Raw genomic sequence first — 23,130 nt, 5'->3', positions numbered from 1 at the left:
TTGTCCCATGTCGCCTCCTATGCTTGATTTGCTTGACGTCACGAAGGGGAGTCGCGCATGTCCCATCATAGCTTTCCGATTTTCGATCTCGGCGCTTTCGAAGCAGCCGGTGATGATGAGAAGAAGCGGCTTGGCGCGGAGGTGGATCGGATTTGCCGATCGACCGGCTTCCTGGCGATTGCCAACCATGGCGTCGCGAATGCCGTGATCGCCGAGGTCTGGAAGAAGACACAGACGTTTTTCGATCTGTCGTCTGAGGTGAAGCAGAAGGCGAAAACGCTCTATCCCGGTTACCCCTACGGCTATCTCGGGCCGGGGACAGAGGCGCTCGCGAAATCGCGCAATGTCGATACGCCGCCAGACCTGAAGGAGAGCTTCAATGGCGGACCGCTTTCCGTGCCCTCAGGCATGACAGATCCTGAAGCACTCGGCTTCTGCTATGCCGCGACCATCTGGCCGGAGGGGCCTGAAGGATTCGCGGAGGCATGGAAGGCTTATTATCGGGCGATGGAAGATTTGGCGGCGCGCATCATGCGCGTCTTCGCAGCGGCGCTTGGCCTCGACGAGCATTTCTTCGATTCCTACGTCGATGCGCCGATCAGTGCGCTGCGGGCGCTGAATTATCCCGAACAGCATGTGCCGCCGCAGCCGGGCCAGCTTCGCGCCGGCGCGCATACCGATTACGGCAGTCTGACGATCCTCCTGCCGCAACCCGGCTCGAAAGGGCTAGAGATCATCGCCCCCGATGGCAACTGGACGCCGGTGCCGCCGGTGGAGGGTGCTTTCGTCATCAACATCGGGGACCTGATGGCGCTCTGGACCAACGATCGCTGGGTGTCCACGGTGCATCGCGTCGTCAACCCGCCGCCGGAAGAGGGCGGCATGCAGCGCCGCCAGTCTCTGGCCTTCTTCCACCAGCCGAACTGGTTTGCCGAAATCGCCTGCCTGCCGTCGTGCCTGAAGGAAGGGGAGGAGCCGAAATATGCTCGCGTTCTTTCCGGCCCGTATCTTATGGGCAAGTTCAAATCGACTGTTACCGCCAAGGCCGGATGATGCGAGTATAATAAGCCGGCTCACATTTTTCTTAAACTGGAATGCTTCATGTCCCTGCGCCTTGCGACCTTCAATGTCGAAAATCTTCTGACCCGTTTTGATTACACTGGTTTTCGCAATCAGTTGCGCCAGGATCGCGTTCTGCAGCTCTTCGATGTCCGTAATGAAGAGATCTATCAGCAGCTGGAAGCGGCGCGTGTGATTGCGGCAACCGACGACACCAGGCAGATGACGGCGCTTGCGATTGCGGATGCCGATGCCGACATCGTCTGCCTGCAGGAGGTCGACAACATGGCGGCGCTGCAGGCTTTCGAATATGGCTATCTCTACCGCATGGTCGGCAATGGCTATCGGCAGAAATTCCTGATCGAAGGCAATGACAGCCGCGGTATCGATGTCGCCGTGATGATGCGTGAGGAGACGCGCGACGGCCAGCCGATCGTGCTTAACGACATCAAGAGTCGCGCCATGGTGACCTACGGCAGTTTCGGCCTTTTCAACGACGAGCTTACGGAGCTCGGCCTTCATTCGGAGGACAAGATCTTCAAGCGCGATTGCCTGGAGCTGCATCTCCATATCGGCGGCGTGCCGTTCTCGCTCTATGTCATCCATCTGAAATCGATGGGACCTGCACGCGAAGGCGTGGATGGACGTCATGCAACCATGCCGATCCGCCGAGCCGAGGCCATGGCGGTTCGCCGCATCATCGAAGAACGCTTCGGGGCTGGCCACACGGCGACGAAGAATTTCGCCATCTGCGGCGACATGAACGACTATCAGGAATGGATCGACGTCATCGGCACACGTCGCACCGGCTATCGTTTTGAGCCGCGCAGCGAGGAGAAGGGCAGCGCCCTCGATGTTTTCAGCCATGACGGCTTTGCGGAGAACGTCGTGCGGCGGCGAGAGGAGCTTGACCGCTGGACGCTTTACCACGCCCGAGGGCCGCAGGAGCAGCGGCTTTGCCAGCTTGATTACATCTGGCTCTCTCCGGCGCTGGCTCGCGCCAATGCAACGCGCGTGCCCGATATCATCCGCTCGGGCCAGCCTTTCCGAACCATATTCCCACCGGGGCAGGAAGTGGAGCGCTATCCGCGCGTCGGCTGGGACAGGCCGAAAGCATCCGATCATTGCCCCGTCGTCATGACATTGGATTTGATATGACCACTTTAGGATTGCAGAGCGATATGGCCGGGTGGCCGCCGGAAAGCACCGTATTTCCCGTTTCCGGGATCGATCTTGCCGTGCTGCCTGGCGAGCATCCTTTCCACGTTCAGGAGTCTGAAGCGGCGCGGGAGAACTGGGCAAGGGAAATCGCGGACAATCCGGCCCTTTTTGATGGGCGCATGATCTTCCAGCGTCGTCTTTCGCTCGCCGACGGCCACGTCAGGGGTGAAGCCTATGTGACGCCTTTCTCGACCTTCCTTTGGTGGCGCAAGCAAAGCGAGCGGCACGGTGGCTTTCATCTTTTCGCATTTCCGGTGGCGGTATCGTCCGATGGTGCGATCATCGCGATCCGCATGGCGCCGCACACTGCCAATCCTGGCCAAATCTATTGCGCGGCTGGATCGATGGACGAAAATGATATTGTCGACGAGCACGCCGACGTCGCCGGCAATATGCGACGCGAGGTGCTGGAGGAAACCGGCCTGGATTTGAACGACGCGATCGCCGAGCCTGGATACTACGCAACCCATATGAAACGTTCCGTCACACTCTTTCGGGTTTTCCGCTTTCCGTGGACGGCCGAGGATATGCTTCGGCGCATCGAGGCGCATATACTGGTTTCCGAAGAGGACGAGGTCGATGGCGTGGTCGCCATTCGCTCGGCCGATCCCGCCGCGCATCAATACAGCGTGGCGATGCTGCCGATCCTTGCCTGGTTCTTCGGTGGCGGTAGATAGCTTGGGCTTGCGCTGGGGTCGCTTGCCGGTATGAATAATTAGGTCTGGAAGTATGGATGGAGGCCAGATTGGCGCGCAGCTACAGTGTCTATGATGTGTTCACCGACAACAGGCTGGCGGGCAATCCGCTCGCAATCATCTTCGATGCGGGGGACCTGAGCGATGAGGCAATGCAGGCGATCGCCAGGGAGATGAACCTTTCCGAGACGGTCTTCGTGCTGCCGCCGCAAAATCCAGCCCACACAGCGAGCCTGCGCATATTTACGCCCGGCCGCGAGCTGCCTTTCGCCGGGCATCCGACGGTCGGCACGGCGATCGCCTTGGCGGAGAAGGTCCATGCCAATCACGGCGGTGATCTGGATCTCGTTTCCGTTCTCGACGAGCGTGTCGGACCGGTGCGCTGCGCCATCAAGCTACGCCAGAACAAGGCGAGTTTTGCCGAGTTCGATCTACCGAAGAAGTCGCAGGAGATCCCGCTGCCGCTCGACAGGGCCGATATCGCCAATGCACTCGGCCTGAAGATCACCGAGATCGGCTTCGAGAACCATGTACTCTCCATATGGAGTGCAGGCGTACCGTTTCTTCTGGTGCCGGTGCACGATGTGGGCGCGGCCGAAAGGTTGGAGTTCGATCTGCAGCTTTGGGAAAAGACGGTGCCCTTCGTCGACGGCGCGCTTGCTTCGGCTTTCATTTATTGCCGCGGCGGCGTCAATCACGTTGCCAAATTCCACGCGCGCATGTTCCCCGTGGGAATGGGTATCGTCGAGGACCCGGCGACGGGTTCTGCAGTGGCGGCGCTGTCCGGTGCGATCAATCAGTTCGATGCTTTGCCGGATGGGCATCATCCTGTCGTCATAGAGCAGGGCATCGAGATGGGACGGCCATCACTGATTCATCTTCACCTCGATATCAATGGCGGCGTGATCGCCAATGCCCGCATCGGCGGCCAGGCGGTGCGTGTTGCATCAGGAATTCTTGAGCTTTGATTTCATTGAGTTTTCTGCCGCCCCTGAAATTTTTTTGACAAAAAAACAAAGAAAATTCGTCTGGCCGCTGGACAATCAAACCGATCCTATTTATATGCCCGGTCACGCCGCCAGCAAGCGGTACGGGTGATTAGCTCAGTTGGTAGAGCAGCTGACTCTTAATCAGCGGGTCGTAGGTTCGAGCCCTACATCACCCACCAAAAACTCCTTGAAATCGTTAGTTAATTCGAAACGTCTCGAGGGTTTTCGGCTGCGCGGTTTCCTGCAGATTGGAAACGGTTTCCAATTCAAGTTCCGTGCTATTCCGGAATGCAGCGGGCTCGATCTCGCTCCAGCGGCTTTCCATGAGCTTCATCGCATCCCGCGCTAAACTCCGTAGCGCGACGTTGTCGGTAGAGTTGTCGCTCTAGTCGGAAAGCCTGCCCAGTAGAAGGCCGGTAAATAAGCCGAGGAGCGCCGTCACGATCAGGACGGAGCTTGTGGCTGTCGGATTTTCCTTCGCGGCCTGCACCACGTTCCGACCCTCGGAGCGGGCATGCTCAGCTATAGTCGCAACTTTTCCCTTTGCTGAAGAAAGCGCCTCGTCGGCGCGATCCGAGGCGCTATCAATCCGCTTTGCCAAGTCGGTGGAGAGCCGATCGATCTGGCTGCGCAGTTCATCGATCTGCGCATTGATGTCCTTGTCCAGCGAGATGTCGGCCATGGTGCCCTCCTTGATTGCGGGTAAGTCCCTCCAGGAACGAATTGAGGCTTGCTTTGGTTCCCAGCAGGTTGAACGACGTCTTTCGCAGTTGGAGAAGTTTTGAAACGGCCACGAAGCGACCATGTGCCAATGGCTTCAGCGCAGATGCAGGAGAAACGCGGTTGGCGCTGATATCGACATCGTGAAAAGAAATAGGGAAAGCCCATATTTCAGTCTTCGCATTCGGCGTGTCTTGATGCCGTCCCAGTCATATCCCATAAGTATATCCTGTTTGCTTCGTGCTTTATCGATGATGGAAATATCTCATGAATTGTTTGCGCGAAGCTTGTGAATTGTTTTCATCAAAGCGATGAACAAATACATCGGATTATACAATCCTATGCTGCAATTTTTTCTTTTGTTTTTGCAAGTATAATCGAGACGTCCCGTTATTGAACTAGAGGTAGTGAGTTTGGACCATATCGTAGACCTTGCGCGAGCCACAATCTCTGATTTGACTGAACGTCCAGCCCGGGCACTGATCGCGCAGCAACCAATCTACATCACCAGATTATGCTGTTGCTGCAAGCGATGCCCACGCCTGTGCTCGGATAGGCCGGGCCGACGGAGCTTTCCGGTGATCACCCCGCGTTCAAATAACGTCAGACATGTCTGGCCGATGGCAATGGCCATCGCTTTCGGCCATGTGCGTTCAAGGCTTCCTATATCCACCTTCCATGACGCTGAATACAAAGATGGCGGCCAGAATCACGATCAGCGTATAATCGAAGGCGGAGAGTAGTCGAAGCAGTTCCATGATGTTTCTCCTCCCGCAGAGAACACGAACCAGAACAACCGCTAGTATGTTCCTCCCGCGGGCGCATGCCAAGTTTTTTGCATCCTGCGGTGCAAAAACAATGTTGTGCGAGGCACAATAACCAGTTGTTTCCAAAGACATATCAGCACTCTATTGACTGCTGCTGGTTGCGGCGAGGGTGAGCGCGCGCTGCAATCGTATTGTCAACAAATTTTATAGAGTATAGCATCGGCACAGTGATAAGTCCGATTGCCCAACTCTTGCAGAAATCACGTGGTGCGATCGATCTGGAGGGAGTTGGCTATTGATCCTTGGTTCTGACCATCAGCCGCGTGACCTGCCTGTTGTCGTTATCGTCGGCGGTGGCGTTTCCGGGACCGGGGTTGCGTTTCATCTGCTGCAGCGACAGTTGCTGCGGACTGGGCAGGTTTTCATATTCGAGCCGCGGGAGCGTTTGGGGGCAGGGCTCGCCTACGACACGCAGGATGTCGCCCATCGCATCAATGTGCCTGCGGCGAGGATGAGCCTGCTGCCCGATGATATCGAACATTTTCAGCGCTGGCTGCTGGAAAATAATGCGCTTGCCGATGATGATGCGGCGATTGCCGTCGATGGCAGTCTTTTTCCGCGACGCTCCATTTTCGGGAGCTATATCAACAGCATGATCCGTCCCTTCGTCGAAAGCGGGCGGCTGCGCCACGTCAGGCAAAGCGTCGAGCGGATCCAGAGGACGGGCGGCCGCTGGGCGGTGACCGGTGCTGGCGGAGAGCGCGTTGACGCCGATATTCTCGTCATCGCGACAAGCCATCCGTCGCCTTTGCCGCCGCAGGTGTTGCGGGATGCGCTTGCCGATCACCCACGCTTTGTTGCCGACCCAACGCGTCCTGATGCGCTTTCGGTCGTCGGCGCCGGAGATCGCGTCCTGGTGGTCGGCAACGGCCTGACCTCGGCCGACGTCATCGCCTCGCTCGAACTCAGGGGACATAAGGGGCCGGTCACCGCGATATCCCGACGCGGTCTGCGCTCGCGTGGCCATGCCGCGGTCAAGCAGGAGCCATTCGGCGATTTTGCTGATCAGCCCTCGAAAACCGCGGTTGATCTGCTGAAAAGCGTGCGAGCGGCTATTCGCAGGGCGGAAGGTGAAGGACGCAGCTGGCATGCGGTCATCGATCAGGTAAGGACGCAAGGGCGGCAAATCTGGGAGGCGTTTCCGATCGAGGAGCGGCGCCGGCTGGTTCGGCATTTGCGGCCGTTTTGGGATGTTCATCGTTTCCGTGTTGCGCCGCAGGTGGAAGCTGTCAGCGAACGGGCGCTTGCGAATGGCAGGCTTGAGGTGCTGGCGGCTTCGGTTGCCGAGGTTGGCGTTGCCGATGATGTCATCGATTGCCGGTTACGATTGAGCCGTTCCGAACGGTTCGTGAGAAGGCAGTTCGATGCGGTGGTCGTCACCACCGGTCCCGGACACCGAGGCATTCTGCAATCCCAACCCTGGATCGATGAGCTGTCGAAGGCCGGATATCTCACGTTGGACCCCGCCCGTTTGGGATTTTCCTGCGATACGCAATCACGCGCCTTGGCGGCCGACGGGACGGTGATACCATCTCTGTTTATCTCCGGGCCGCTCGCACGCGGAACCTTCGGCGAATTGATGGGATTGCCCGAGGTGGTGGAGCACGCCGTTCTCGTCGCCGACCAGGTGGCTGGCGCGATCGCCGGCTACATGTATGAGGGAGGGAAGGCATATCTGGACAGTAGTGCCGCGTGAAATCCAAGAAAAGCCGCAAATTCGTTGCTCAGACGATACATTTGCCTAAATTTACTCATATAAACTATACAATTTGTGAGTTACTATCTTGTTCCCACGAGATTGCGGGGTTACTTCCGCAGTCCCATGCTGACAGGATCGGCCCGTTGAGTCTCTTTCGAGCCATGCCGGGTTTTCAACAATTGACTTTGCAGTAAAGCGGACGGCGATGCTTACGAAAAAAGGAAAGTACGGATTGAAGGCGCTGGTGGATCTCGCACGCCTCGGCCCGGGTGAAACCGCGTTCATCAACGATATCGCGTTACGCAACAATATTCCGAAGAAGTTTCTCGATACCATCCTGCTCGAATTGCGAAACGCGGGCGTGTTGCGTTCGAAGAAGGGGCCAGGCGGCGGTTATTCGCTGTCGCGTCCCGCATCGGAAATCCGCATCGGCCACGTCATCCGTACCTTGGACGGTCCGCTGGCTCCTATCCGCTGCGCCAGCCGCACGGCCTACGAAGCCTGCGACGACTGTTCCGATCCGGAGCGTTGTCAGGTACGGCGCTCGATGACGGAGGTGCGTGACGCGATTGCCGAGATTCTCGACAACATGTCGCTGGAACAATTCGTCGCCGGCGGCGCGGATTTCGACGTCCCGGAACGGGAAGATCGACGCGCTTCTCATACCGCCTGATTTTCGACGTACCTTGGCTTTCAAGGCAACCAACTCTTCAACGGCTTCACGCCGTTGAGATGGTAGTTGCCGACGATGTGGTATTTCTGGCGGGCCGGTTCATGCAGCGTATGGATGCGGGCGTTGCGCCAATGGCGGTCGAGGTTCAGGCCGATGCCTGCCGACGCCGTGCCGGCAAGCTCGAACAGCGTATCGGCTGCCTCCATCGCAATATCCGCCGTCATCGTCTGGGCTGCCGCAACGGAGAGCGCCGCATCTATGACGTGGTCTTCCGTGAGATTGATCTGCGCCGCGTCGATCTTGCCGCCGGCCCGTTCCATCGTTGCCGTTGCCGCTTCGATGCGGACGGCAATTTCGCCGATTCTCGTTACGATCAGCGGATCATTGACGGCTTGCTCATCCCCATCGCTTTCCCCGGGGTGAGAGCGCGCCCGCACGAACTCCATAGTCGCTGCCAGTGCGGATCTGGCGATACCGAGATTGATTGCAGCGCGCGTGAGTTGGTTCACGCAATCGATCACCGTCGGCTCGGCTAACTTTTCTCGGTCTAGGAGCAGGGTGTCGGCATCGAGATAGACATTATGCAATATGACCGTGCCGTTTCCGGAGGTGCGTTGACCAAAGCCGTCCCAATCGTCGATGATTTGGATGCCTTCCGCATTTCTGGGCACGACGGCCGCCATCGGTCCCTGGCGTTTGGCTGCCGCGAACAGCGCGATCCAGTCTGAAAAGAGAATGCTGGCAGACGGCCGGCTACGTCCGTTGAGGCGGAAGCCGGCCCCGTCTGATGTCATATGCCAGGAATGCTGGTCGGCGCCGCTCGCACCCGCCTCGGAAAAGATGCTGCCGAAACGATCGCCGGTAATGGCGCGATCGAAAAGGAGTGCCCTTTGGTCCTCACCGCCGCCGATTCTGACCGCTTCCAGCACGTGAAAATGCGTCTGCAATATCTGCGCGATGGAAGGATCGGCCTCCGCCAGGATGGCGATGACTTCGGCGAGAACGCTGTTCGAAATGTCGATGCCGCCATTTTCGGAAGGAACGGAAATTCCAAGCAGCCCCGATTGGGATAGAGCCTCGGCCTCGTCATAGGGCAGGATGCGGTTGATATCGCGGTCGCTCGCCTGCTGTGCAAAGGCCGCCGCAAGCGAGCGCGCAATATCGAGCGCCTCTTCTTCGCTTTGAACGCGATGGGCGGGCGGCCTGACGCGTTCATGCAATTGGGAAACAGTCCCCATTCGATACTCCTCGGCAAGCGCCGGCTCGGCTCCTCAGGGCGTGGCAAATCAGCGAGATGCTGGTTTCGCACCGTTCTGTATAATAGGCGCCGACGGAAAAATTGTAAGCGCTCGGCCCGATGTCAGGCAGGTCGAATAGCGAACTCGGTGCCGTCCAATGCCATTCCCTCCACAGCGAAAGCGGTTTCGAAATCTGATCTTAGCGCCCGGAATTGCTTTCCTTTTCCCGGTTCAATCGAAGGCGAGGCACGAAGAAAGCAGCCGGCTGCAGGATGTTTTTCAAGCCGCATTATCGCCGATCCGATGCCGCCCGCAGAAGAAAGCGCTTGCTAGAGGCGCATTTTCGCGCTTTCATATACGACTAAATAAGTAGACAATGACAATAATCATGCCGCCTCATCGCTTCAAGAAGCAACGGCGGACGATTGCAGGCATCGGATATTGCACCGAGTTGGACCTGCCTGTCGCACCTTTCTTTCGTTGGAGAAGAAGGGTGGAATTTTGAGACCCGAAGCGGCTCCTATGCGTTTTGTCAGCCACGGTTCTTCGGTTGTCGAGCGTGAGATCAGAGTTTGAATTTCGGGCCGTTAAGTGACAAAGCCCAAGAAAGGCATGATCGACCACCTCTCGCCCCAGGAGTTGATATGACGGTTCAGGGATTCTTTTCCGCCAGGACGAATGCGGCGTCGTCGGCCTATGTGATGCCGCGGATTGCCGTGATCGGACGTGGTTTTTCCGGCATGATGATGGCAATCGCCCTGTTGAAGACAGTGCGCTTTCCCTTCCATCTGCAGCTCTTCGATCCCAATTCCAGCGTCAGCGGTGGTCAGGCGCTCGCCTCGGGACATAGCAGCGAAATCCTCAACAGCCGCGTGCGCGATCTTTCGGTCTCTGCTGGCGATCCCGACGATTTCAATCAATGGCTCTCCAGCAATGCGCCTTTCCGCAGCGCCGTCCCCGCCGCCATACCGGGTTTCCTGCAGATCTTCGTGCCGAAGAGCATTTTCAGCGACTACGTCTACCAGCGCTTTTCGGAAGCCTTCTCATCACGGCGCGATGTGGCGGTGCAGGTCCGCAGCGAGACGGTCTTCGGTCTCAGGCGTGTTCGCGGCGGCCGTTTCGTGGTGGAGAGCGACGGGGCCGGCAATGCGCCATTTGATATGGTGGTGCTGGCAACGGGCTACGGCATTGCTGATCGGGAGGCGCAGGCCAGCGATCTCGTGACGATCCCGACCACCGTTCGTGCGCGCCGCCTTGTGTCGCGACCGCACACGATCCTGCTGGGAAGCGGCCTGCGCGTGGTCGATCGGCTGCTGCAGATGCGCGAAAACGGCTATACGGGGCAGATCACCATCGTTTCGCGGCGGGGCTTCCTGCCGCAGAGCCATACGCGCAACAATGCCGACCCGGTTTTCCCTGTAGATGAGATGCCAGATAAACTCAGCGAAATTGTTCGCTTCATTCGCCGCGCTTGCGAGGAGGCGGAGGCGAACGGGCAGAGCTGGCAGTCCGTCATGAATGGTTTGCGCAAGCATGCCCGATCGCTATGGCGATCCCTGCCGGCTGGTCAGAAGCAGCAGTTCAATCGTCATCTGCGGGCGCTCTACGACAGCCATCGTAACCGGTTGCCCGAAGCCCTGCATATTCGCCTCAATCAGGAGATGGCTGAGGGCAACACGCTTTTGCGGCGCGGTCACTTCATCCGGCGGACGCCGACAGGGCTGGTTTTGAGGCCCGCGGGACGGCAGGAGACCGAGCAGCTCTATGCCGATGACGTGATCGATTGTCGATGCCAGGCGCCCGATCTGAATGCGCCGTTGCTGCGCAGCCTTATCGACGCCGGCCTCGCAGTGCCGGACGAGCTCGGTCTTGGTCTCGCCGTCGACGCAGCGGGTGCACTCGAGGTCAATGGCCGTTCGACGGAGGGGCTTTTTGCCATCGGTCCTCTAGGGCTTGGAAGTCTCCCGGACATCGATCTCGTGCCTGAGATCGTGACGCAGGCCTATGCGGCCGCCGAAAGCGTGGCAGAACGTTTTCATCCGCAGTGCAAGGCGGTCTGAACACTCAGCAGCGTCTCCATGCAAGCGAGATGGCGATCGTTTGGTTCGTTAAGCGTGCCGCATCGCGGCACAATATCGGCTTGCTGCGGGCGCCGATCATGGCGCCACCTTCATCCTGATTGCCCAGCGCGTATAATCTATCATTGCCAAGGTGGTTCTCTGGTCTATTTCTGGACGGGCGCTGGTCCGTGCGATGGGTCATGCCCAATATGAGGCGGCGTTACCAGGTTTTGAGCGAGGTTCTGGACAGGGTAAGGGCGTGAAATGCCTTCGTGTCGCCTTTCTTTGTCTTACAAGGCGTGCGCGTAAAGACTATGGAATTCGCAATCTTATTATAGGACGAGTCGGGTCTCTGTTTTTGCGGCGATTTCGGTCATCCATTGGCTGCGACTTCATGTGCAACGAGGAGCTCTGCTTGCGCCCGCTGAAATCTCGTCTTTTTCTATTGCCTCTTTTGCTGCTGGGATTGGCTATGTTTGCCATCGTCGGTCCGCTGGCGGGCGAGAACGCCTTTGCGCAGGATCAGCAGCCGGCCCAGACATCGCAGCAAACGGATCAACCGCCCGGGCAGCTCGCCAATGGGCTGCTGGATACGGCCGTCACCGAACTCGGCAAGGCAAAGAAGACCTACGCATCGCTTCAGGAGGCGGCGAAGCAGGCAACAGCTGACGATGAGACGCTCGTAGCGCTCTCCGGCCAGGTTGACGAACTCAATCGCACCACTGCTGCTATTTCCGCGCGCCTGAAACCCCGTACCGCCGAGATCGATGCACGCCTGACGCAACTCGGCGCTGCCCCGAAGGAAGGCCAGCCGCCTGAGGCTCCGATCGTGACGCAGGAGCGCGACCGGCTCAATGCCGAACGCTCGCAGATCAGTGCCGTGATCCTCGATGCAGACAATCTGACCGCAGAAAGCAATCGGCTTTCGATGCAATTCATGGAGATGCGCCGAAAGTTGTTTGCCGAGACGCTATTCAAGCGGACGGAGGTTTCCACCACGACATTCGACGATGCAGGCGCGGCTTTGGTCGAGGAGGGCATCAAGTTTACTGCCGCGGTGACGAGCTGGATCGCCTTCGTGCTCAAGGCAAAGCTTGCCTCGCTTCTGGCTGCCGTCTGCCTGTCGATCGGCGCTGCGCTGCTATTTCTTTTTGGGGGTTATCGGCTGTTCCGCCGCTATTACCTGCAGGACGAGGCTATCGAGAATCCGCCCTATATCAGCCGACTCTCCGTCGCCTTCTGGTCGACGCTGATCCGCACGTTGTCGCTGGCAGCCTTTCTTGTCACATCCTTCTTCTTTCTCTCGAATTTCAATGTGCTGCGGCCCGACATCGCGCCGATACTGGCTGCGGTCTTCGGCTTTATCGGCCTCGTCTATTTTGTCGGTCGCCTCAGCAATGCCGTCTTCGCGCCATTCCGGCCGCATTGGCGCCTGGTCAAGCTGTCAAACAAGGGAGCGCATTCGCTCACCTGGTGTCTGCAGGCGATGGCCGTGGTCAACGGGCTGGATTATGTCTTCGACCGCATCAGCGAGTCCATGGGATCACCGGTCGTCGTTACCGTAGCGAAAAGCTTCCTGGCCGCACTTTTGATCGGCCTCATCCTGATTGCGGCATCCTTCGGCTCGCCGATGCTGGCCAAGAATGGCGATCCGGATGCGCCAGGCCGCCATTGGCCGCATGGCATGGCCATCATTCTTCGCGCTCTCGGCATATTGGTGATCTTCACCTCGTTCATCGGCTATGTGGGGCTTGCCCGCTTCATGGCAACGCAGATGATCGTGACGAGCGCTGTCATCGCAACCATGTATCTCGGTTTTCAGCTCGGCAAGGCCGTATCCAAGCAGGGCGTTTTTGCCGAAACCATTATCGGCCGCTTTCTGGAAAACCGCCTGAAGCTGCGTGAAGTGGCGCTCGATCAGGCAGGTCTCGCAGCCGGACTTGCGACCTACGCAGTCGCGCTGCTGACGGGAATTCCCCTGATTCTGCTCTCCTGGGGCTTCCACATTCAAGACCTGGAAGCCTTCGCCTACAGGCTCTTTACCGAGATCAAGATCGGTAACATGTCGATCTCGCTGCTCGGCATCTTTGTCGGTATCCTGCTGTTTGCGGGCGGCTATCTGGTGACGCGCTGGTTCCAGCGCTGGCTCGACAGCAATGTCATGGCGCGCGGGCAGGTAGATCTGGGTGTCCGCAATTCGGTGAGAACCGGCATCGGCTATCTGGGTATAGCATTGGCGGCGATCTTTGCCATTTCCGCTGCCGGCATCGATTTGTCCAGCTTGGCGCTCGTCGCCAGTGCCCTCTCGGTCGGTATCGGTTTCGGCCTGCAGAATATCGTGTCGAACTTCGTGTCGGGCCTGATCCTGCTGGTCGAGCGACCGTTCAAGGTTGGTGACTGGATCGTTTCGGGTACATCGGAAGGCATCGTCAAGCGCATCTCGGTGCGTGCGACCGAGATCGAGACCTTCCGCAAGCAGTCGATCATCGTGCCAAACTCCGAGCTCATCAATGCATCCCTCGGCAACTGGACGCATCGCAACAGGCTCGGCCGCTCCGAAATCCCCGTATCCGTCAGCTATGATGCCGATCCGCGCAAGGTGATGGATATTCTGCTGGAGCTGGTACGCTCGATCCCCAAGGTGCTCAGGAATCCGGAGCCGCATGTGGAGTTCCTGCGTTTCGGGCCGTCATCGCTCGATTTCGAGATGCGCTTCTATCTGTCCGATCTCTCCGACGGCATGGAGATCCGCAACAATCTGCGCATCGAAATCCTGAAGCGCTTCAACGAGGAGGGGATTTCAATTCCCTATCCACATCAGGAACTGCATATCGTTCGCGACGGTAGGAGGGGCAGGCAGCTGGATGCTACAGCCGAAGCACTGACGGATTCTGCCGACGGGCCCGAGGCCGGGGATGCCATTCAGGAGGCCTCTGCTTCGTCCCGCGAAGATAAAGTGCCGGAGGCAAAGGGGGCGAGCCGGCGTCGTGGCCGAACCGCAGCGGAGTAAGTTGCACGCAGGTAAACCGCCGCCTGTGTGCTCCATCTGGAGGTCTTAAGGCCGACCTTCTCGACATGGACAACGCGCTGCCAGAAAGGCCCGCGCCTTGAACGGCGTCGGCCGACGAGCATAGTTTTCTTCATTTCCGGGAAACCAATCGACTTAACAAATACGCAAAAGCTTTGTCTTAAAACAATACAGAGGGGATCATTTTCAAAAACAGGTTTTCATTATGCCATTTCTGGGTGTTTCGGGGATGCAATATTCCGGCGCGTCTCTTGCCGGCTCGCGCATTCTTCTCGTCGAGGATTCCAATCTCTTTACATCGATGGTCAGGGCGAAGCTGAAGGGGCTTCTGGACATCGACGTCGAGATTTGCCGCAATTTCGAAGAACTGCAGCTTGCCTACGACAAGTCGTCGGAGCCGATTAAGCTGGCGATCTCGAACATGAACCTGCCGGGCGCCGAGAAGGGAGAGGCCTTGGCTTATCTTCTCGATCTCAGTATTCCAACGATCGCCTTCACGGGCACTTTTCTCGAAGGCACGCGCGACGAGCTGATCGCCAAGGATGTGGTGGATTACATTCTCAAGGACAATATCTTTGCGGTGGATATGCTGGCGGAATCGATCTGCCGCTTTCTGACGAACCATCGTCACCACGTTCTCATCGTCGACGACAGTGCAACGGCCCGCGCTTTGCTGTCCAGCCGGCTGAAACGCTACAATTTCCGCGTCAGCGTTGCGGAGAATGGTGCAAAAGCGCTCGAAATCCTGAAGGCCAGCTCGGATATCGGCCTTATGGTCACGGACTACAATATGCCCGACATGGACGGATTCGAGCTGACGCGGCGCATCCGCGCGACCACCGGCTCCCATGAGCTGCGCATTATCGGTGTCTCGTCATCCAGCAACCGGCTGCTTTCTGCCCGTTTCCTCAAAGCGGGCGGCAATGATTTCATCTTGCGGCCATTCATCGACGAGGAATTCTACTGCCGCGTGAATCAGAATCTCGACACGCTGTTGCAGATTCAGTCGGCTCAGCCGCCCGCTAGGGAGGTGCAGGCCCGATAAAAATCGGCTTGAGCAATCCAGGAAAAGTGAGGAAAAATCACTTTTATGTAAATCTCCGCAATCGGCGGTTCCAATTTTTTCACGAATCCTGTTCAGGATACAGGCAAGACGGTTTAGCAGACCTGCGATTGACTGAATATTCATACACCTGATGGTGTGGGAGGAATTGAAGGGAAATGGTACTGCATGCGGGAAACCTCGGCGGCGGCATCGGTCACCGCGACGGCAGCCAGAAAATACTTCTGGTTGAGGATTCGCGCATGTTTTCGGCGGTGCTATCGCATCGGTTCGAAACCGAACTCGGTCTTGCGGTAACCCATTGCTCTTCATTGAAAGTGCTGAACGAGGTGCTGGCAGGGGCGGATCGCAGCTTCACGATGGCGGTGATCGACCTGAACCTTCCGGACGCTGCCCATGGAGAAGCCCTGGATGTCGCCGTCGCCCATGACATTCCCACCATCGTTTTTACGGCATCTTTCGACTTAGCGACGCGCAATCGCATCATGGAGCGCAATGTCGTCGACTATGTGCTCAAAGATGGCGAGTTCGCCCTCGACAATCTTGTCTCCTCCGTCCGGCGCGCCATTGCCAATCGGTCTGTCCGCGTGATGGTCGTCGATGATGTGCCTTCGGCGCGGAAAATGCTGACGGACTTGCTGCACGCCCAGCAATTCAAGGTCGCTGAAGCCGGCACGGGTGTCGAAGCCCTGGCAATGCTCGAAACATTCGACGACATCGAAATCGTCGTCACCGACTATAATATGCCTGACATGAACGGGCATGAACTGACCCGCCGCATCCGCCACCGCTATGGCTCGGATCGGATGCGGATCATCGGCATTTCGTCTTCGAACGATCGTTTGCTGTCTGCGACATTCCTGAAGGCGGGCGCCAGCGATTTCATCTATCGGCCCTTCGTTCAGGAAGAGCTGCAATGCCGCATCGCATTGAATGTGGAGACGCTGTCGCAGTTGAAGCAATTGCGAGCGGCAGCGGCTAGCGACTATCTGACTGGGCTCTATAACAGGCGCTATTTCTATGATCATGGCCCGCGTCTGGTCAATGAATGCCTGCGTCGTCAGCGTCCGAGCTCCGTTGCCATTCTCGACATCGATCACTTCAAGCATCTGAACGATACTTATGGGCACGAGATCGGAGACCAAGTGCTGAAGGCCGTTGCCGACAGGCTTCACACGCTTCTGGAAGGCACGGATAATCTGCTCTCCCGCCTTGGGGGCGAAGAGTTTGCCATTCTTTTTGCGGAAATGAATTCGCGTGCGGCAACCGAGCTGTGCGACGAAGTCCGACTCAGCCTTGCGAGCCTGAAGGTTCATGCCGACGACGAAGAGCTTTCGGTGACTGTTTCCATAGGGGTTGCGGAAATTGCCGGCTACGAGTCCTTCGACAATTATCTCAATGCTGCCGACCAGTTTCTCTACATGGCGAAGCACAGTGGCCGAAACCAGGTCTATTCCGATTTCAAGATGGCCCAACAGGCGGCCCAGTAAGCCGCCTGCAATAATCCGATTGTCTTGATTTCCATCGATCTCAGACGACGATGCCGGTGCGGTTGGTCGACATCGTCAGCTTGCGCTCTGCGCGCTCCTGCTGCGGCGAGCGATTATAGAGTTCGCGGTAACACTTGGAGAAGTGCGAGGCCGATACGAAGCCGCATGCGACCGCCACTTCAACGACCGGCATAGAGGATTGCACCAGCAGATGCCGGGCGCGATCCAGGCGAATTTCAAGATAGTAACGGGCTGGCGAGCGGCCCATTTCCTGGCGGAACAGGCGCTCGATCTGCCGACGAGACAGGCCGGCATCGTCAGCGATTTCCAGCAGCGACAGCGGCTCGGCGAGGTTGCTTTCCATCAGCTCGATGATCGACAACACCTTCGAGTTCTGCACGCCGAGACGCGCGCGCAGCGGCAGGCGCTGGCGGTCATGCGGACTGCGGACGCGATCGGTCAGCTGCTGTTCGCACACGCGGTTGACGAGGTTCTCACCAAAGTCCTGACCGATGAGATTGAGCATCATGTCGAGCGAGGCGGTGCCGCCGGCGCATGTATAGAGGTTGCTGTCGACCTCATAGAGATCGGCATAGACTTCCGCCTGCGGGAAGGTTTCCGAAAAGCCCGGCAGGTTCTCCCAGTGGATCGCACAGCGCTTGCCGTTCAGCAATCCTGCTTGGGCAAGCACATGCGCGCCCGTACAGAGGCTGCCGACGGCGACGCCGCGATTGTATGTCTCGCGCAGCCAGGCATTGACCGACTTGTTGTGGAATTCTTCGACATAGATGCCGGAACAGACCAGCACCATGTTCGGGCGGTTCTCACCGCCGAGATAGCGGCGCTCGTCGGTAAGGGAGGAATTGACCTCCAGCCCGATGCCGCTGGAGGAATAGACTTTCTGACCGTCCGTCGAGGCGAGCCGCCATGTGTAGGCGGGGTAGCCCAGCATACGATTGGCAATCCGCAGCGTCTCGATCGCGGCGGAAAAAGGCAGCATGGTGAAATGCGGAACAAGGAAGAAAACCAGGGAGCGCGTCTTGATCGGGGTCTTGCTCATGTCGTGAAAATCCATGTTCCAGGGCCGTTACGTATTCCTTGCGTCAAATACGTCGGCCCGATGGTCTATAAGCGACATTGGCATGGATAATCGCGGCCGCAAAGGGATATTTGCGTCTACTTTGAAAAATACGGCTATGAAGGAGAGAAACAAAGGGGAGGCGAGCAATATGCTCAAGCGACGAAATATATTTGTGGGTAATTCTCAGGATTAAAATGCGATTCGCATTCTGATGCGTAAATGTTCAAAAGGCGACGCTCGCTTGGGTTGAACGCCGCCTTCAGCCGTTATGCTTGCTGATTATCATCGGGTCGCTTTCGGCTTCTTGATTTCGTTTGCGGCCGGCCAGCCCAGGTCCTTGCGCATGTCATCGGACATAGATTCGAGCTCGCGAAGGGAGCGCCACTGCTGCCAGCGATTAGCGAGGCGAGAAAAGAAGGGCATGTAACTTCCGCCTGACGGAAACGGGTTCCGAGTGCCGGTTTGTCTATAGCTGATGGTCGTCATTTTCAGGGTCCTTTCAGTGTCAACCGCTCAAAATGTCACGGGTTTAATATGGGCCTGCCAGATCCATCAATCAAACGAATAGATCTTATAGCTGCCATTAGTATTATTGAACGAACGCAACTTGCCGGGTTTCCGCTCCAGCGCCGACAATGTGCGATCCGGCGGGAGGCCGCGTGCATTGACGTCATCGATCAGATGAGCGGGAAAGCGGGTGGCAATCTCGTCGAGCGTATGCTGCGCCATCCGCTGAATTTTGCGGAGGCGTAGAAGAGAGAAAAGCCGTGAGGCTTCGTCCGATACCATGCCAGCCATGATTTTACTCCTTTGAGGCTGTCTGAATTTCCATTACGCCTAATATGGTGCTTCGTTGACATTCAGACAAATGAAATGATATGGTGCTTAGGATCAGAAAAATTGAAAGGTAATCGATATGACCGTACCATTCCGCCGGCCCATACCGTTGCTTGACAATGAAGTTCTGCGCACCTTTGTCGCGATTGCGGAAACCGGGAATTTTTCGACCGCGGCCGATGCCGTCTTTCGCACGCCGTCGGCTGTTTCCATGCAGATCAAGAAGCTGGAAGAGCAACTTGGCGTTACGCTATTCCTGCGCGATGCGCGCTCGGTGAGCCTGACGCAGCATGGGGAGATGCTGCTTTCCTATGCGCGCAATATTCTGGCGCTCTCCAATGAGGCGGTGTCGCGCTTCATCATGCCAGAACTCAGCGGGGTGGTACGGCTTGGCGCGCCTGACGATATAGGCGAGCGGCTGCTGCCGACCATCCTGAAGAGCTTTTCCGAGACCTATCCAGGCATCATGGTCGATGTCGTCGTCGATATGAGCATCCAGCTCAAGAAGCGCATCGAGGAACAGCGGCTGGACCTCGCGCTGATCAATTGCGCGACGCGTCCTTTCCCGACCGAGGGTGAGGTCATCTACACGGAGCGTCTCGTCTGGGCCGGCGCCAAGTGCGGTACCGCCTATCGCCGCGATCCGCTGCCGATCTCGATCTGGGAAGAGGGCTGCATCTGGCGGTCGGAGGCCATGGCGCAGCTGGAGCGGCAGAAACGTGCTTATCGCGTTTCCTATCTCAGCGCCCATACGATGGCGCAGCGCGCCGCGATCGTCTCCGATCTTGCCGTCGCGCCATTTCCGCGCTCCTACATCACCGATGATATGGAAATCCTCGGGCCGAATGAGGGGCTGCCGGAACTGACGTCCTTCGACATTCGTCTGCTGACGGCATCGCAGATGACCGGACCAATGAAGGCAGTGGCAGACAGCATTCGCCAGGCCTTCGTCGAGATCGGGCGCAAAATGGCCGCGTGAACGCGGCCAGTCGATTTTTATTCGCGGCTGCGGCGACGTCTGCGGCCGCCGCCTTCTCCGCCATCATCAGAGATTTGCTTGCGCTCGGGCAAAGTCACCACCTTCGAGAGCTCCGGGAAGGCGTCCACCTTGTTTGGCAAGGCCATGGCGTAGACGAAATGCTCCTGAAACTTTGATTCAAGCGCCGTCTCTATCTTCTCGATTTTCCTGACGGTTTCCTCGATCTCGCGACGATGGCCGCGGTTGAGCAGCGCCATGCGCGCGCCTGTGCCGGCGGCATTGCCGACGGCCTTGACCTTGTCGAGTTCGCAGTCTGGAATGAGCCCCAGCACCATCGCATATTTGGGATCGATGAAAGTGCCGAAGGCGCCGGCGAGGCCGATGCGGTCGACATGATCGATGCCCTGCTTGTCCATCAGCAGCTTGACGCCGGCATAGAGCGCCGCCTTGGCAAGCTGGATGGCGCGGATATCGTTCTGAGTGACCGTGATACGCGGTTCGCCATCACGCAGCAGGTAGGAATAGGTGCGGCCATTCTGAAGGATGCGCGGCGAGCGTGCAGCCATGGAGCCATCGACGACGCCATCTTCCGAGATGATGCCGGTCAGGAACATTTCGGCGACGACCTCGATGATGGCCGAGCCGCAGATACCGGTGACCCCGACCTTGGCCGCGGCTTCCTCAAAGCCCGGCTCGTCCGACCACTGTTCGATGCCGATGACGCGATAGCGCGGCTCCAGGGTGGCGGGATCGATGCGCACGCGTTCGATCGCGCCGGGGGCGGCGCGCTGGCCACTCGAAATCTCTGCACCTTCGAAGGCGGGGCCGGTGGGCGAGGAGGCGGCGACGACGCGGTGGCGGTTGCCGAGGACGATCTCGGCATTGGTGCCGATATCGACCAGCAGCATCATCTCATCCTGGCGATGCGGCCCTTCGGCAAGCGTCGCCGCAGCCGCATCGGCGCCGACATGACCGGCGATGCAGGGCAGCATATAGATGCGCGTGCCTGTATTCATCGGCAGGCCGATTTCGGCTGATTTCAGATGCACCGCCCCTGATACGGCAAGCGCAAAGGGGGCACCGCCAAGCTCGGTCGGGTCGATGCCGAGGAAGAGGTGGTGCATGATCGGATTGCCGACGAAGACGGCGTTCAGAATATCCTGGCGCGACACGCCGCCATCGGCGCACACCTTGTCGATCAAACCGTTCAAGGCTTCGCGAACGGCGTTGGTCATCGCCTCGCGGCCGTCCGGATTCATCATCACATAGGAGACCCGGCTCATCAGATCCTCGCCGAAGCGGATCTGTGGGTTGGAGGCGCCGGCCGAAGCAACGGTTCTGCCTGACAGCAGCGACGACAGATGCATGGCGATCGTCGTCGAACCGATATCGCAGGCGATGCCGTAGGCTTCGTTCTTCAGGCCGGGATAGAGCGCGATGAGGCGAGGGCGCTCGCTCTCCTGATCACGATGAATGGCGGCCGTCACCTTCCATTCGCCCTTGCGCAGGATCGACTGCACCTGCGGGATGAGGTGGAAATCCACCTCGAGATTGTCGTATTTCCAGTCGGCCGCGATTGCCGCCTTCAGGCGATCCAGATCGCCAAGCGGCTTGTGCATGTCGGGCTCCTCGACCTCGACGTAACACATGTGTACGGCCGGATCGCGGGCGATGACGCGCTCGTCGGCCGCCTTGCGCACGACCTGTGCGTTGATGACCGTGTCCTGCGGCACGTCGATGACGAGATCGCCTTGGATGAGGGCGGAGCAGGAGAGGCGGCGGCCTTCAGGCAGGTCGCGCACCTCGGCATAGCGCTTTTCCTTCGGCCCGATCGGCGAAAGATGATCATTGGCCGAGACGATCTTGTGCTTGGCGAAATTGCCTTCCTGCACCGACACCTGGCAACGCCCGCAGGTCGCGCGGCCGCCGCAGACGCTTTCGACATAGACACCGAGCTGGCGAGCGGCCTCCAGCACGGGCGTTCCCACCGGAAAGTGGCCGCGCTTGCCGGATGGCATGAAAAGGACGAGAGGTTTCGCGCTGTCGCTGGCTTCGGCCACGGATCAGCCTTTCTATTTGCTAAGGCGGCGTACGTTCGAGCGAACACGCCTGCTATAGGGTTTTATCGCGGCGTGAGCGACCGCATCGGCGATGCTGTGCTGGCTTGTCGCGCCTGCGGCAGTCAGAGCCGCGAGACCCTGTTGCATCATTGCTGCGTTGACGGCAACGGCGCTTTCCGCCGCGGCCATCATTTTCTCCGAGACCATCCGGTTCATTTCGGCGGCATTCACGTTGCCGGTCAGCGCGTCCATCCACATCTGCTGCAGCCTGATCGCGATCACGACAGGTGCCTGTAGCCAGAGCGTGGCAAGATCATTGGAAAGGCCGCGACCGGATGACATCTTATTCCCTCGCTGCTCCTGCACCGGCACGCGCTGCACGACCGCCGCGGCGTCCGCCGCCGGCGGCAGGTGCCGCCGTTGCTGCGGCGGCTGCGACGCCGCCTTCGGCAGGCTTGTAATCACGATAGGTCATGATCCAGTTGGTGCAATTGGCGTCCGTGCCGTTCAGCACGTTGGCGGCGCGTACGGCTTCCATCTCTTGCGGACGGCAAGGGTTCATGATCGCCGAGGTCATGCCCGCGCCGATGACCATTGGGATGAAACCGGCATTGATGCCATGGCGGTGCGGCAGGCCGAAGGAGATATTGGAGAGGCCGCAGGTGGTGTTGACCTTGAGCTCGTTGCGCAGGCGGTGCAGCAGCGCGAAGACCTGACGGCCGGCGTCGCCCAGCGCTCCGATCGGCATGACGAGCGGGTCGACGACGATATCATGCGGCTTGATGCCATGATCCATGGCGCGCTCGACGATCTTCTTGGCGACGGCGAAACGTACATCGGGATCCATGGAAATGCCGGTCTCGTCGTTCGAGATGGCGACGACGGGCACGTCGTATTTCTTGACCAGCGGAAGGATGGCTTCGAGCTTTTCCTCTTCGCCCGTGACCGAGTTGACCAGCGGCCGACCCTTGGCAACCTTGAGTGCGGCTTCGATCGCCGCCGTGACCGAGCTATCGATCGAGAGCGGTACGTCGACCAGACCCTGCACGATCTCCAGCGTCTGCACCAGAAGACCCGGTTCGGTCTCGTTCGGGTTGACCGACGTGACGCCCGCATTGACATCGAGCATGGTCGCACCGGCGGCGACCTGCTCCAGAGCGTCCTTGATGACGGTGTCGAAATTGCCTTCGATCATCTCGGCGGCGAGCTTCTTGCGCCCCGTCGGGTTGATGCGCTCGCCGATCACGCAGAAAGGCTGGTCGAAGCCTATGATGATCTCGCGGGTGGCGGAGGCAACGATGGTACGCGTCATGTCTGATCCTCTGGTCAGTTGGCCCGATAGCTGGTCTATCGTGCGGTGATCTGGGTTACAAGCCGGCCGGTTCCTCTCCTGGCCCGCCTCTATCTATCG

The 23,130-nt window shown here is 58.5% G+C and carries 19 protein-coding genes and 1 tRNA gene; 12 read left to right on the top strand and 8 right to left on the bottom strand.

Features of this window, described 5'->3' with window-relative positions; genetic code table 11:
• Positions 1 to 57 precede the first annotated feature (57 nt).
• The 5 genes from RTCIAT899_RS10710 (at position 58) to RTCIAT899_RS10690 (ending at position 4,143) form a co-directional block, all read left to right on the top strand.
• The gene (locus tag RTCIAT899_RS10710) at positions 58 to 1,053 is read left to right on the top strand and encodes an isopenicillin N synthase family dioxygenase (RefSeq protein WP_015340248.1); all 996 of its coding nucleotides are present in this window, start codon (positions 58 to 60) and stop codon (positions 1,051 to 1,053) included.
• 48 nt (positions 1,054 to 1,101) lie between these two features.
• Positions 1,102 to 2,217, top strand: a complete 1,116-nt coding sequence (locus RTCIAT899_RS10705) for an endonuclease/exonuclease/phosphatase family protein (RefSeq protein ID WP_015340247.1) — start codon at positions 1,102 to 1,104, stop codon at positions 2,215 to 2,217.
• The gene (locus RTCIAT899_RS10700; RefSeq protein ID WP_041677512.1) at positions 2,214 to 2,957 is read left to right on the top strand and encodes a hypothetical protein; all 744 of its coding nucleotides are present in this window, start codon (positions 2,214 to 2,216) and stop codon (positions 2,955 to 2,957) included. The genes RTCIAT899_RS10705 and RTCIAT899_RS10700 overlap by 4 nt, the downstream gene beginning before the upstream one ends.
• A gap of 68 nt (positions 2,958 to 3,025) precedes the next feature.
• Complete coding sequence (locus RTCIAT899_RS10695; RefSeq protein WP_041677912.1) at positions 3,026 to 3,943, top strand: PhzF family phenazine biosynthesis protein; 918 nt, start codon at positions 3,026 to 3,028, stop codon at positions 3,941 to 3,943.
• Positions 3,944 to 4,067: 124 nt separating this feature from the next.
• Positions 4,068 to 4,143, top strand: a tRNA-Lys gene (locus RTCIAT899_RS10690).
• A gap of 206 nt (positions 4,144 to 4,349) precedes the next feature.
• Here RTCIAT899_RS10690 and RTCIAT899_RS10685 read toward each other — a convergent pair.
• Positions 4,350 to 4,646: a hypothetical protein gene (locus tag RTCIAT899_RS10685; RefSeq protein WP_015340243.1), complete on the bottom strand. Its 297-nt coding sequence runs from the start codon at positions 4,644 to 4,646 to the stop codon at positions 4,350 to 4,352.
• A 1,100-nt stretch (positions 4,647 to 5,746) separates the two neighbouring features.
• Here RTCIAT899_RS10685 and RTCIAT899_RS10680 point away from each other — a divergent pair.
• Positions 5,747 to 7,207, top strand: a complete 1,461-nt coding sequence (locus RTCIAT899_RS10680) for an FAD/NAD(P)-binding protein (RefSeq protein WP_015340240.1) — start codon at positions 5,747 to 5,749, stop codon at positions 7,205 to 7,207.
• 208 nt (positions 7,208 to 7,415) lie between these two features.
• Entirely contained in the window at positions 7,416 to 7,883 is a 468-nt protein-coding gene (locus tag RTCIAT899_RS10675) for an RrF2 family transcriptional regulator (protein WP_015340239.1), read from the top strand.
• Between the two features lie 20 nt (positions 7,884 to 7,903).
• On the opposite strand, the gene RTCIAT899_RS10670 is transcribed toward RTCIAT899_RS10675, so the two are convergent.
• A complete protein-coding gene (locus RTCIAT899_RS10670; RefSeq protein WP_015340238.1) occupies positions 7,904 to 9,121 on the bottom strand; it encodes an SfnB family sulfur acquisition oxidoreductase in 1,218 nt (405 codons plus the stop codon).
• 644 nt (positions 9,122 to 9,765) lie between these two features.
• Here RTCIAT899_RS10670 and RTCIAT899_RS10665 point away from each other — a divergent pair.
• The 4 genes from RTCIAT899_RS10665 (at position 9,766) to RTCIAT899_RS10650 (ending at position 16,762) form a co-directional block, all read left to right on the top strand.
• Positions 9,766 to 11,181 carry an FAD/NAD(P)-binding protein gene (locus RTCIAT899_RS10665; protein ID WP_015340236.1) on the top strand — a complete coding sequence of 472 codons (1,416 nt, stop codon included), beginning with the start codon at positions 9,766 to 9,768 and terminating at the stop codon, positions 11,179 to 11,181.
• A gap of 394 nt (positions 11,182 to 11,575) precedes the next feature.
• Complete coding sequence (locus RTCIAT899_RS10660; RefSeq protein WP_425281484.1) at positions 11,576 to 14,191, top strand: mechanosensitive ion channel family protein; 2,616 nt, start codon at positions 11,576 to 11,578, stop codon at positions 14,189 to 14,191.
• A 223-nt stretch (positions 14,192 to 14,414) separates the two neighbouring features.
• Positions 14,415 to 15,254 carry a response regulator gene (locus tag RTCIAT899_RS10655; RefSeq protein WP_015340234.1) on the top strand — a complete coding sequence of 280 codons (840 nt, stop codon included), beginning with the start codon at positions 14,415 to 14,417 and terminating at the stop codon, positions 15,252 to 15,254.
• A gap of 176 nt (positions 15,255 to 15,430) precedes the next feature.
• Complete coding sequence (locus tag RTCIAT899_RS10650) at positions 15,431 to 16,762, top strand: diguanylate cyclase (RefSeq protein ID WP_015340233.1); 1,332 nt, start codon at positions 15,431 to 15,433, stop codon at positions 16,760 to 16,762.
• 40 nt (positions 16,763 to 16,802) lie between these two features.
• Here the strand turns inward: RTCIAT899_RS10650 and RTCIAT899_RS10645 are convergent, their stop codons facing one another.
• The 3 genes from RTCIAT899_RS10645 to RTCIAT899_RS10630 form a co-directional block, all read right to left on the bottom strand.
• Complete coding sequence (locus RTCIAT899_RS10645; protein ID WP_348627044.1) at positions 16,803 to 17,822, bottom strand: GlxA family transcriptional regulator; 1,020 nt, start codon at positions 17,820 to 17,822, stop codon at positions 16,803 to 16,805.
• A 303-nt stretch (positions 17,823 to 18,125) separates the two neighbouring features.
• Positions 18,126 to 18,266: a YjiS-like domain-containing protein gene (locus RTCIAT899_RS34025; RefSeq protein WP_244441474.1), complete on the bottom strand. Its 141-nt coding sequence runs from the start codon at positions 18,264 to 18,266 to the stop codon at positions 18,126 to 18,128.
• Positions 18,267 to 18,395: 129 nt separating this feature from the next.
• Positions 18,396 to 18,641, bottom strand: coding sequence for a hypothetical protein (locus RTCIAT899_RS10630; protein ID WP_015340230.1), 246 nt, complete (start codon positions 18,639 to 18,641; stop codon positions 18,396 to 18,398).
• Between the two features lie 118 nt (positions 18,642 to 18,759).
• Here RTCIAT899_RS10630 and RTCIAT899_RS10625 point away from each other — a divergent pair, with 118 nt between their 5' ends.
• A complete protein-coding gene (locus tag RTCIAT899_RS10625) occupies positions 18,760 to 19,659 on the top strand; it encodes a LysR family transcriptional regulator (RefSeq protein ID WP_015340229.1) in 900 nt (299 codons plus the stop codon).
• Between the two features lie 17 nt (positions 19,660 to 19,676).
• Here the strand turns inward: RTCIAT899_RS10625 and RTCIAT899_RS10620 are convergent, their stop codons facing one another.
• From RTCIAT899_RS10620 to RTCIAT899_RS10610, 3 genes are read right to left on the bottom strand one after another with little or no spacing between them, the layout of a single operon-like run.
• Positions 19,677 to 21,677, bottom strand: coding sequence for an ASKHA domain-containing protein (locus RTCIAT899_RS10620; protein ID WP_051043267.1), 2,001 nt, complete (start codon positions 21,675 to 21,677; stop codon positions 19,677 to 19,679).
• Between the two features lie 54 nt (positions 21,678 to 21,731).
• A complete protein-coding gene (locus RTCIAT899_RS10615) occupies positions 21,732 to 22,061 on the bottom strand; it encodes a hypothetical protein (RefSeq protein WP_015340227.1) in 330 nt (109 codons plus the stop codon).
• 1 nt (position 22,062) lies between these two features.
• Entirely contained in the window at positions 22,063 to 23,031 is a 969-nt protein-coding gene (locus RTCIAT899_RS10610; RefSeq protein WP_015340226.1) for a methyltetrahydrofolate cobalamin methyltransferase, read from the bottom strand.
• Positions 23,032 to 23,130 lie beyond the last annotated feature (99 nt).

It is taken from the genome of Rhizobium tropici CIAT 899 (assembly GCF_000330885.1).
GTDB lineage: Bacteria > Pseudomonadota > Alphaproteobacteria > Rhizobiales > Rhizobiaceae > Rhizobium > Rhizobium tropici.
The sequence above is the reverse complement of the archived record's forward strand: the minus strand, read 5'-3'. Positions and strand labels throughout refer to the sequence as shown.

What these genes read in the sequence shown, in the direction of transcription:
- RTCIAT899_RS10710 (WP_015340248.1), top strand. Translation starts at nt 58, where the DNA reads ATGTCCCATCATAGCTTTCCGATTTTCGATCTCGGCGCTTTCGAAGCA.
- RTCIAT899_RS10705 (WP_015340247.1), top strand. Translation starts at nt 1,102, where the DNA reads ATGTCCCTGCGCCTTGCGACCTTCAATGTCGAAAATCTTCTGACCCGT.
- RTCIAT899_RS10700 (WP_041677512.1), top strand. Translation starts at nt 2,214, where the DNA reads ATGACCACTTTAGGATTGCAGAGCGATATGGCCGGGTGGCCGCCGGAA.
- RTCIAT899_RS10685 (WP_015340243.1), bottom strand. Translation starts at nt 4,646, where the DNA reads ATGGCCGACATCTCGCTGGACAAGGACATCAATGCGCAGATCGATGAA.
- RTCIAT899_RS10675 (WP_015340239.1), top strand. Translation starts at nt 7,416, where the DNA reads ATGCTTACGAAAAAAGGAAAGTACGGATTGAAGGCGCTGGTGGATCTC.
- RTCIAT899_RS10670 (WP_015340238.1), bottom strand. Translation starts at nt 9,121, where the DNA reads ATGGGGACTGTTTCCCAATTGCATGAACGCGTCAGGCCGCCCGCCCAT.
- RTCIAT899_RS10665 (WP_015340236.1), top strand. Translation starts at nt 9,766, where the DNA reads ATGACGGTTCAGGGATTCTTTTCCGCCAGGACGAATGCGGCGTCGTCG.
- RTCIAT899_RS10660 (WP_425281484.1), top strand. Translation starts at nt 11,576, where the DNA reads ATGTGCAACGAGGAGCTCTGCTTGCGCCCGCTGAAATCTCGTCTTTTT.
- RTCIAT899_RS10655 (WP_015340234.1), top strand. Translation starts at nt 14,415, where the DNA reads ATGCCATTTCTGGGTGTTTCGGGGATGCAATATTCCGGCGCGTCTCTT.
- RTCIAT899_RS10650 (WP_015340233.1), top strand. Translation starts at nt 15,431, where the DNA reads ATGGTACTGCATGCGGGAAACCTCGGCGGCGGCATCGGTCACCGCGAC.
- RTCIAT899_RS10645 (WP_348627044.1), bottom strand. Translation starts at nt 17,822, where the DNA reads ATGAGCAAGACCCCGATCAAGACGCGCTCCCTGGTTTTCTTCCTTGTT.
- RTCIAT899_RS34025 (WP_244441474.1), bottom strand. Translation starts at nt 18,266, where the DNA reads ATGCCCTTCTTTTCTCGCCTCGCTAATCGCTGGCAGCAGTGGCGCTCC.
- RTCIAT899_RS10630 (WP_015340230.1), bottom strand. Translation starts at nt 18,641, where the DNA reads ATGGCTGGCATGGTATCGGACGAAGCCTCACGGCTTTTCTCTCTTCTA.
- RTCIAT899_RS10625 (WP_015340229.1), top strand. Translation starts at nt 18,760, where the DNA reads ATGACCGTACCATTCCGCCGGCCCATACCGTTGCTTGACAATGAAGTT.
- RTCIAT899_RS10620 (WP_051043267.1), bottom strand. Translation starts at nt 21,677, where the DNA reads ATGCCATCCGGCAAGCGCGGCCACTTTCCGGTGGGAACGCCCGTGCTG.
- RTCIAT899_RS10615 (WP_015340227.1), bottom strand. Translation starts at nt 22,061, where the DNA reads ATGTCATCCGGTCGCGGCCTTTCCAATGATCTTGCCACGCTCTGGCTA.
- RTCIAT899_RS10610 (WP_015340226.1), bottom strand. Translation starts at nt 23,031, where the DNA reads ATGACGCGTACCATCGTTGCCTCCGCCACCCGCGAGATCATCATAGGC.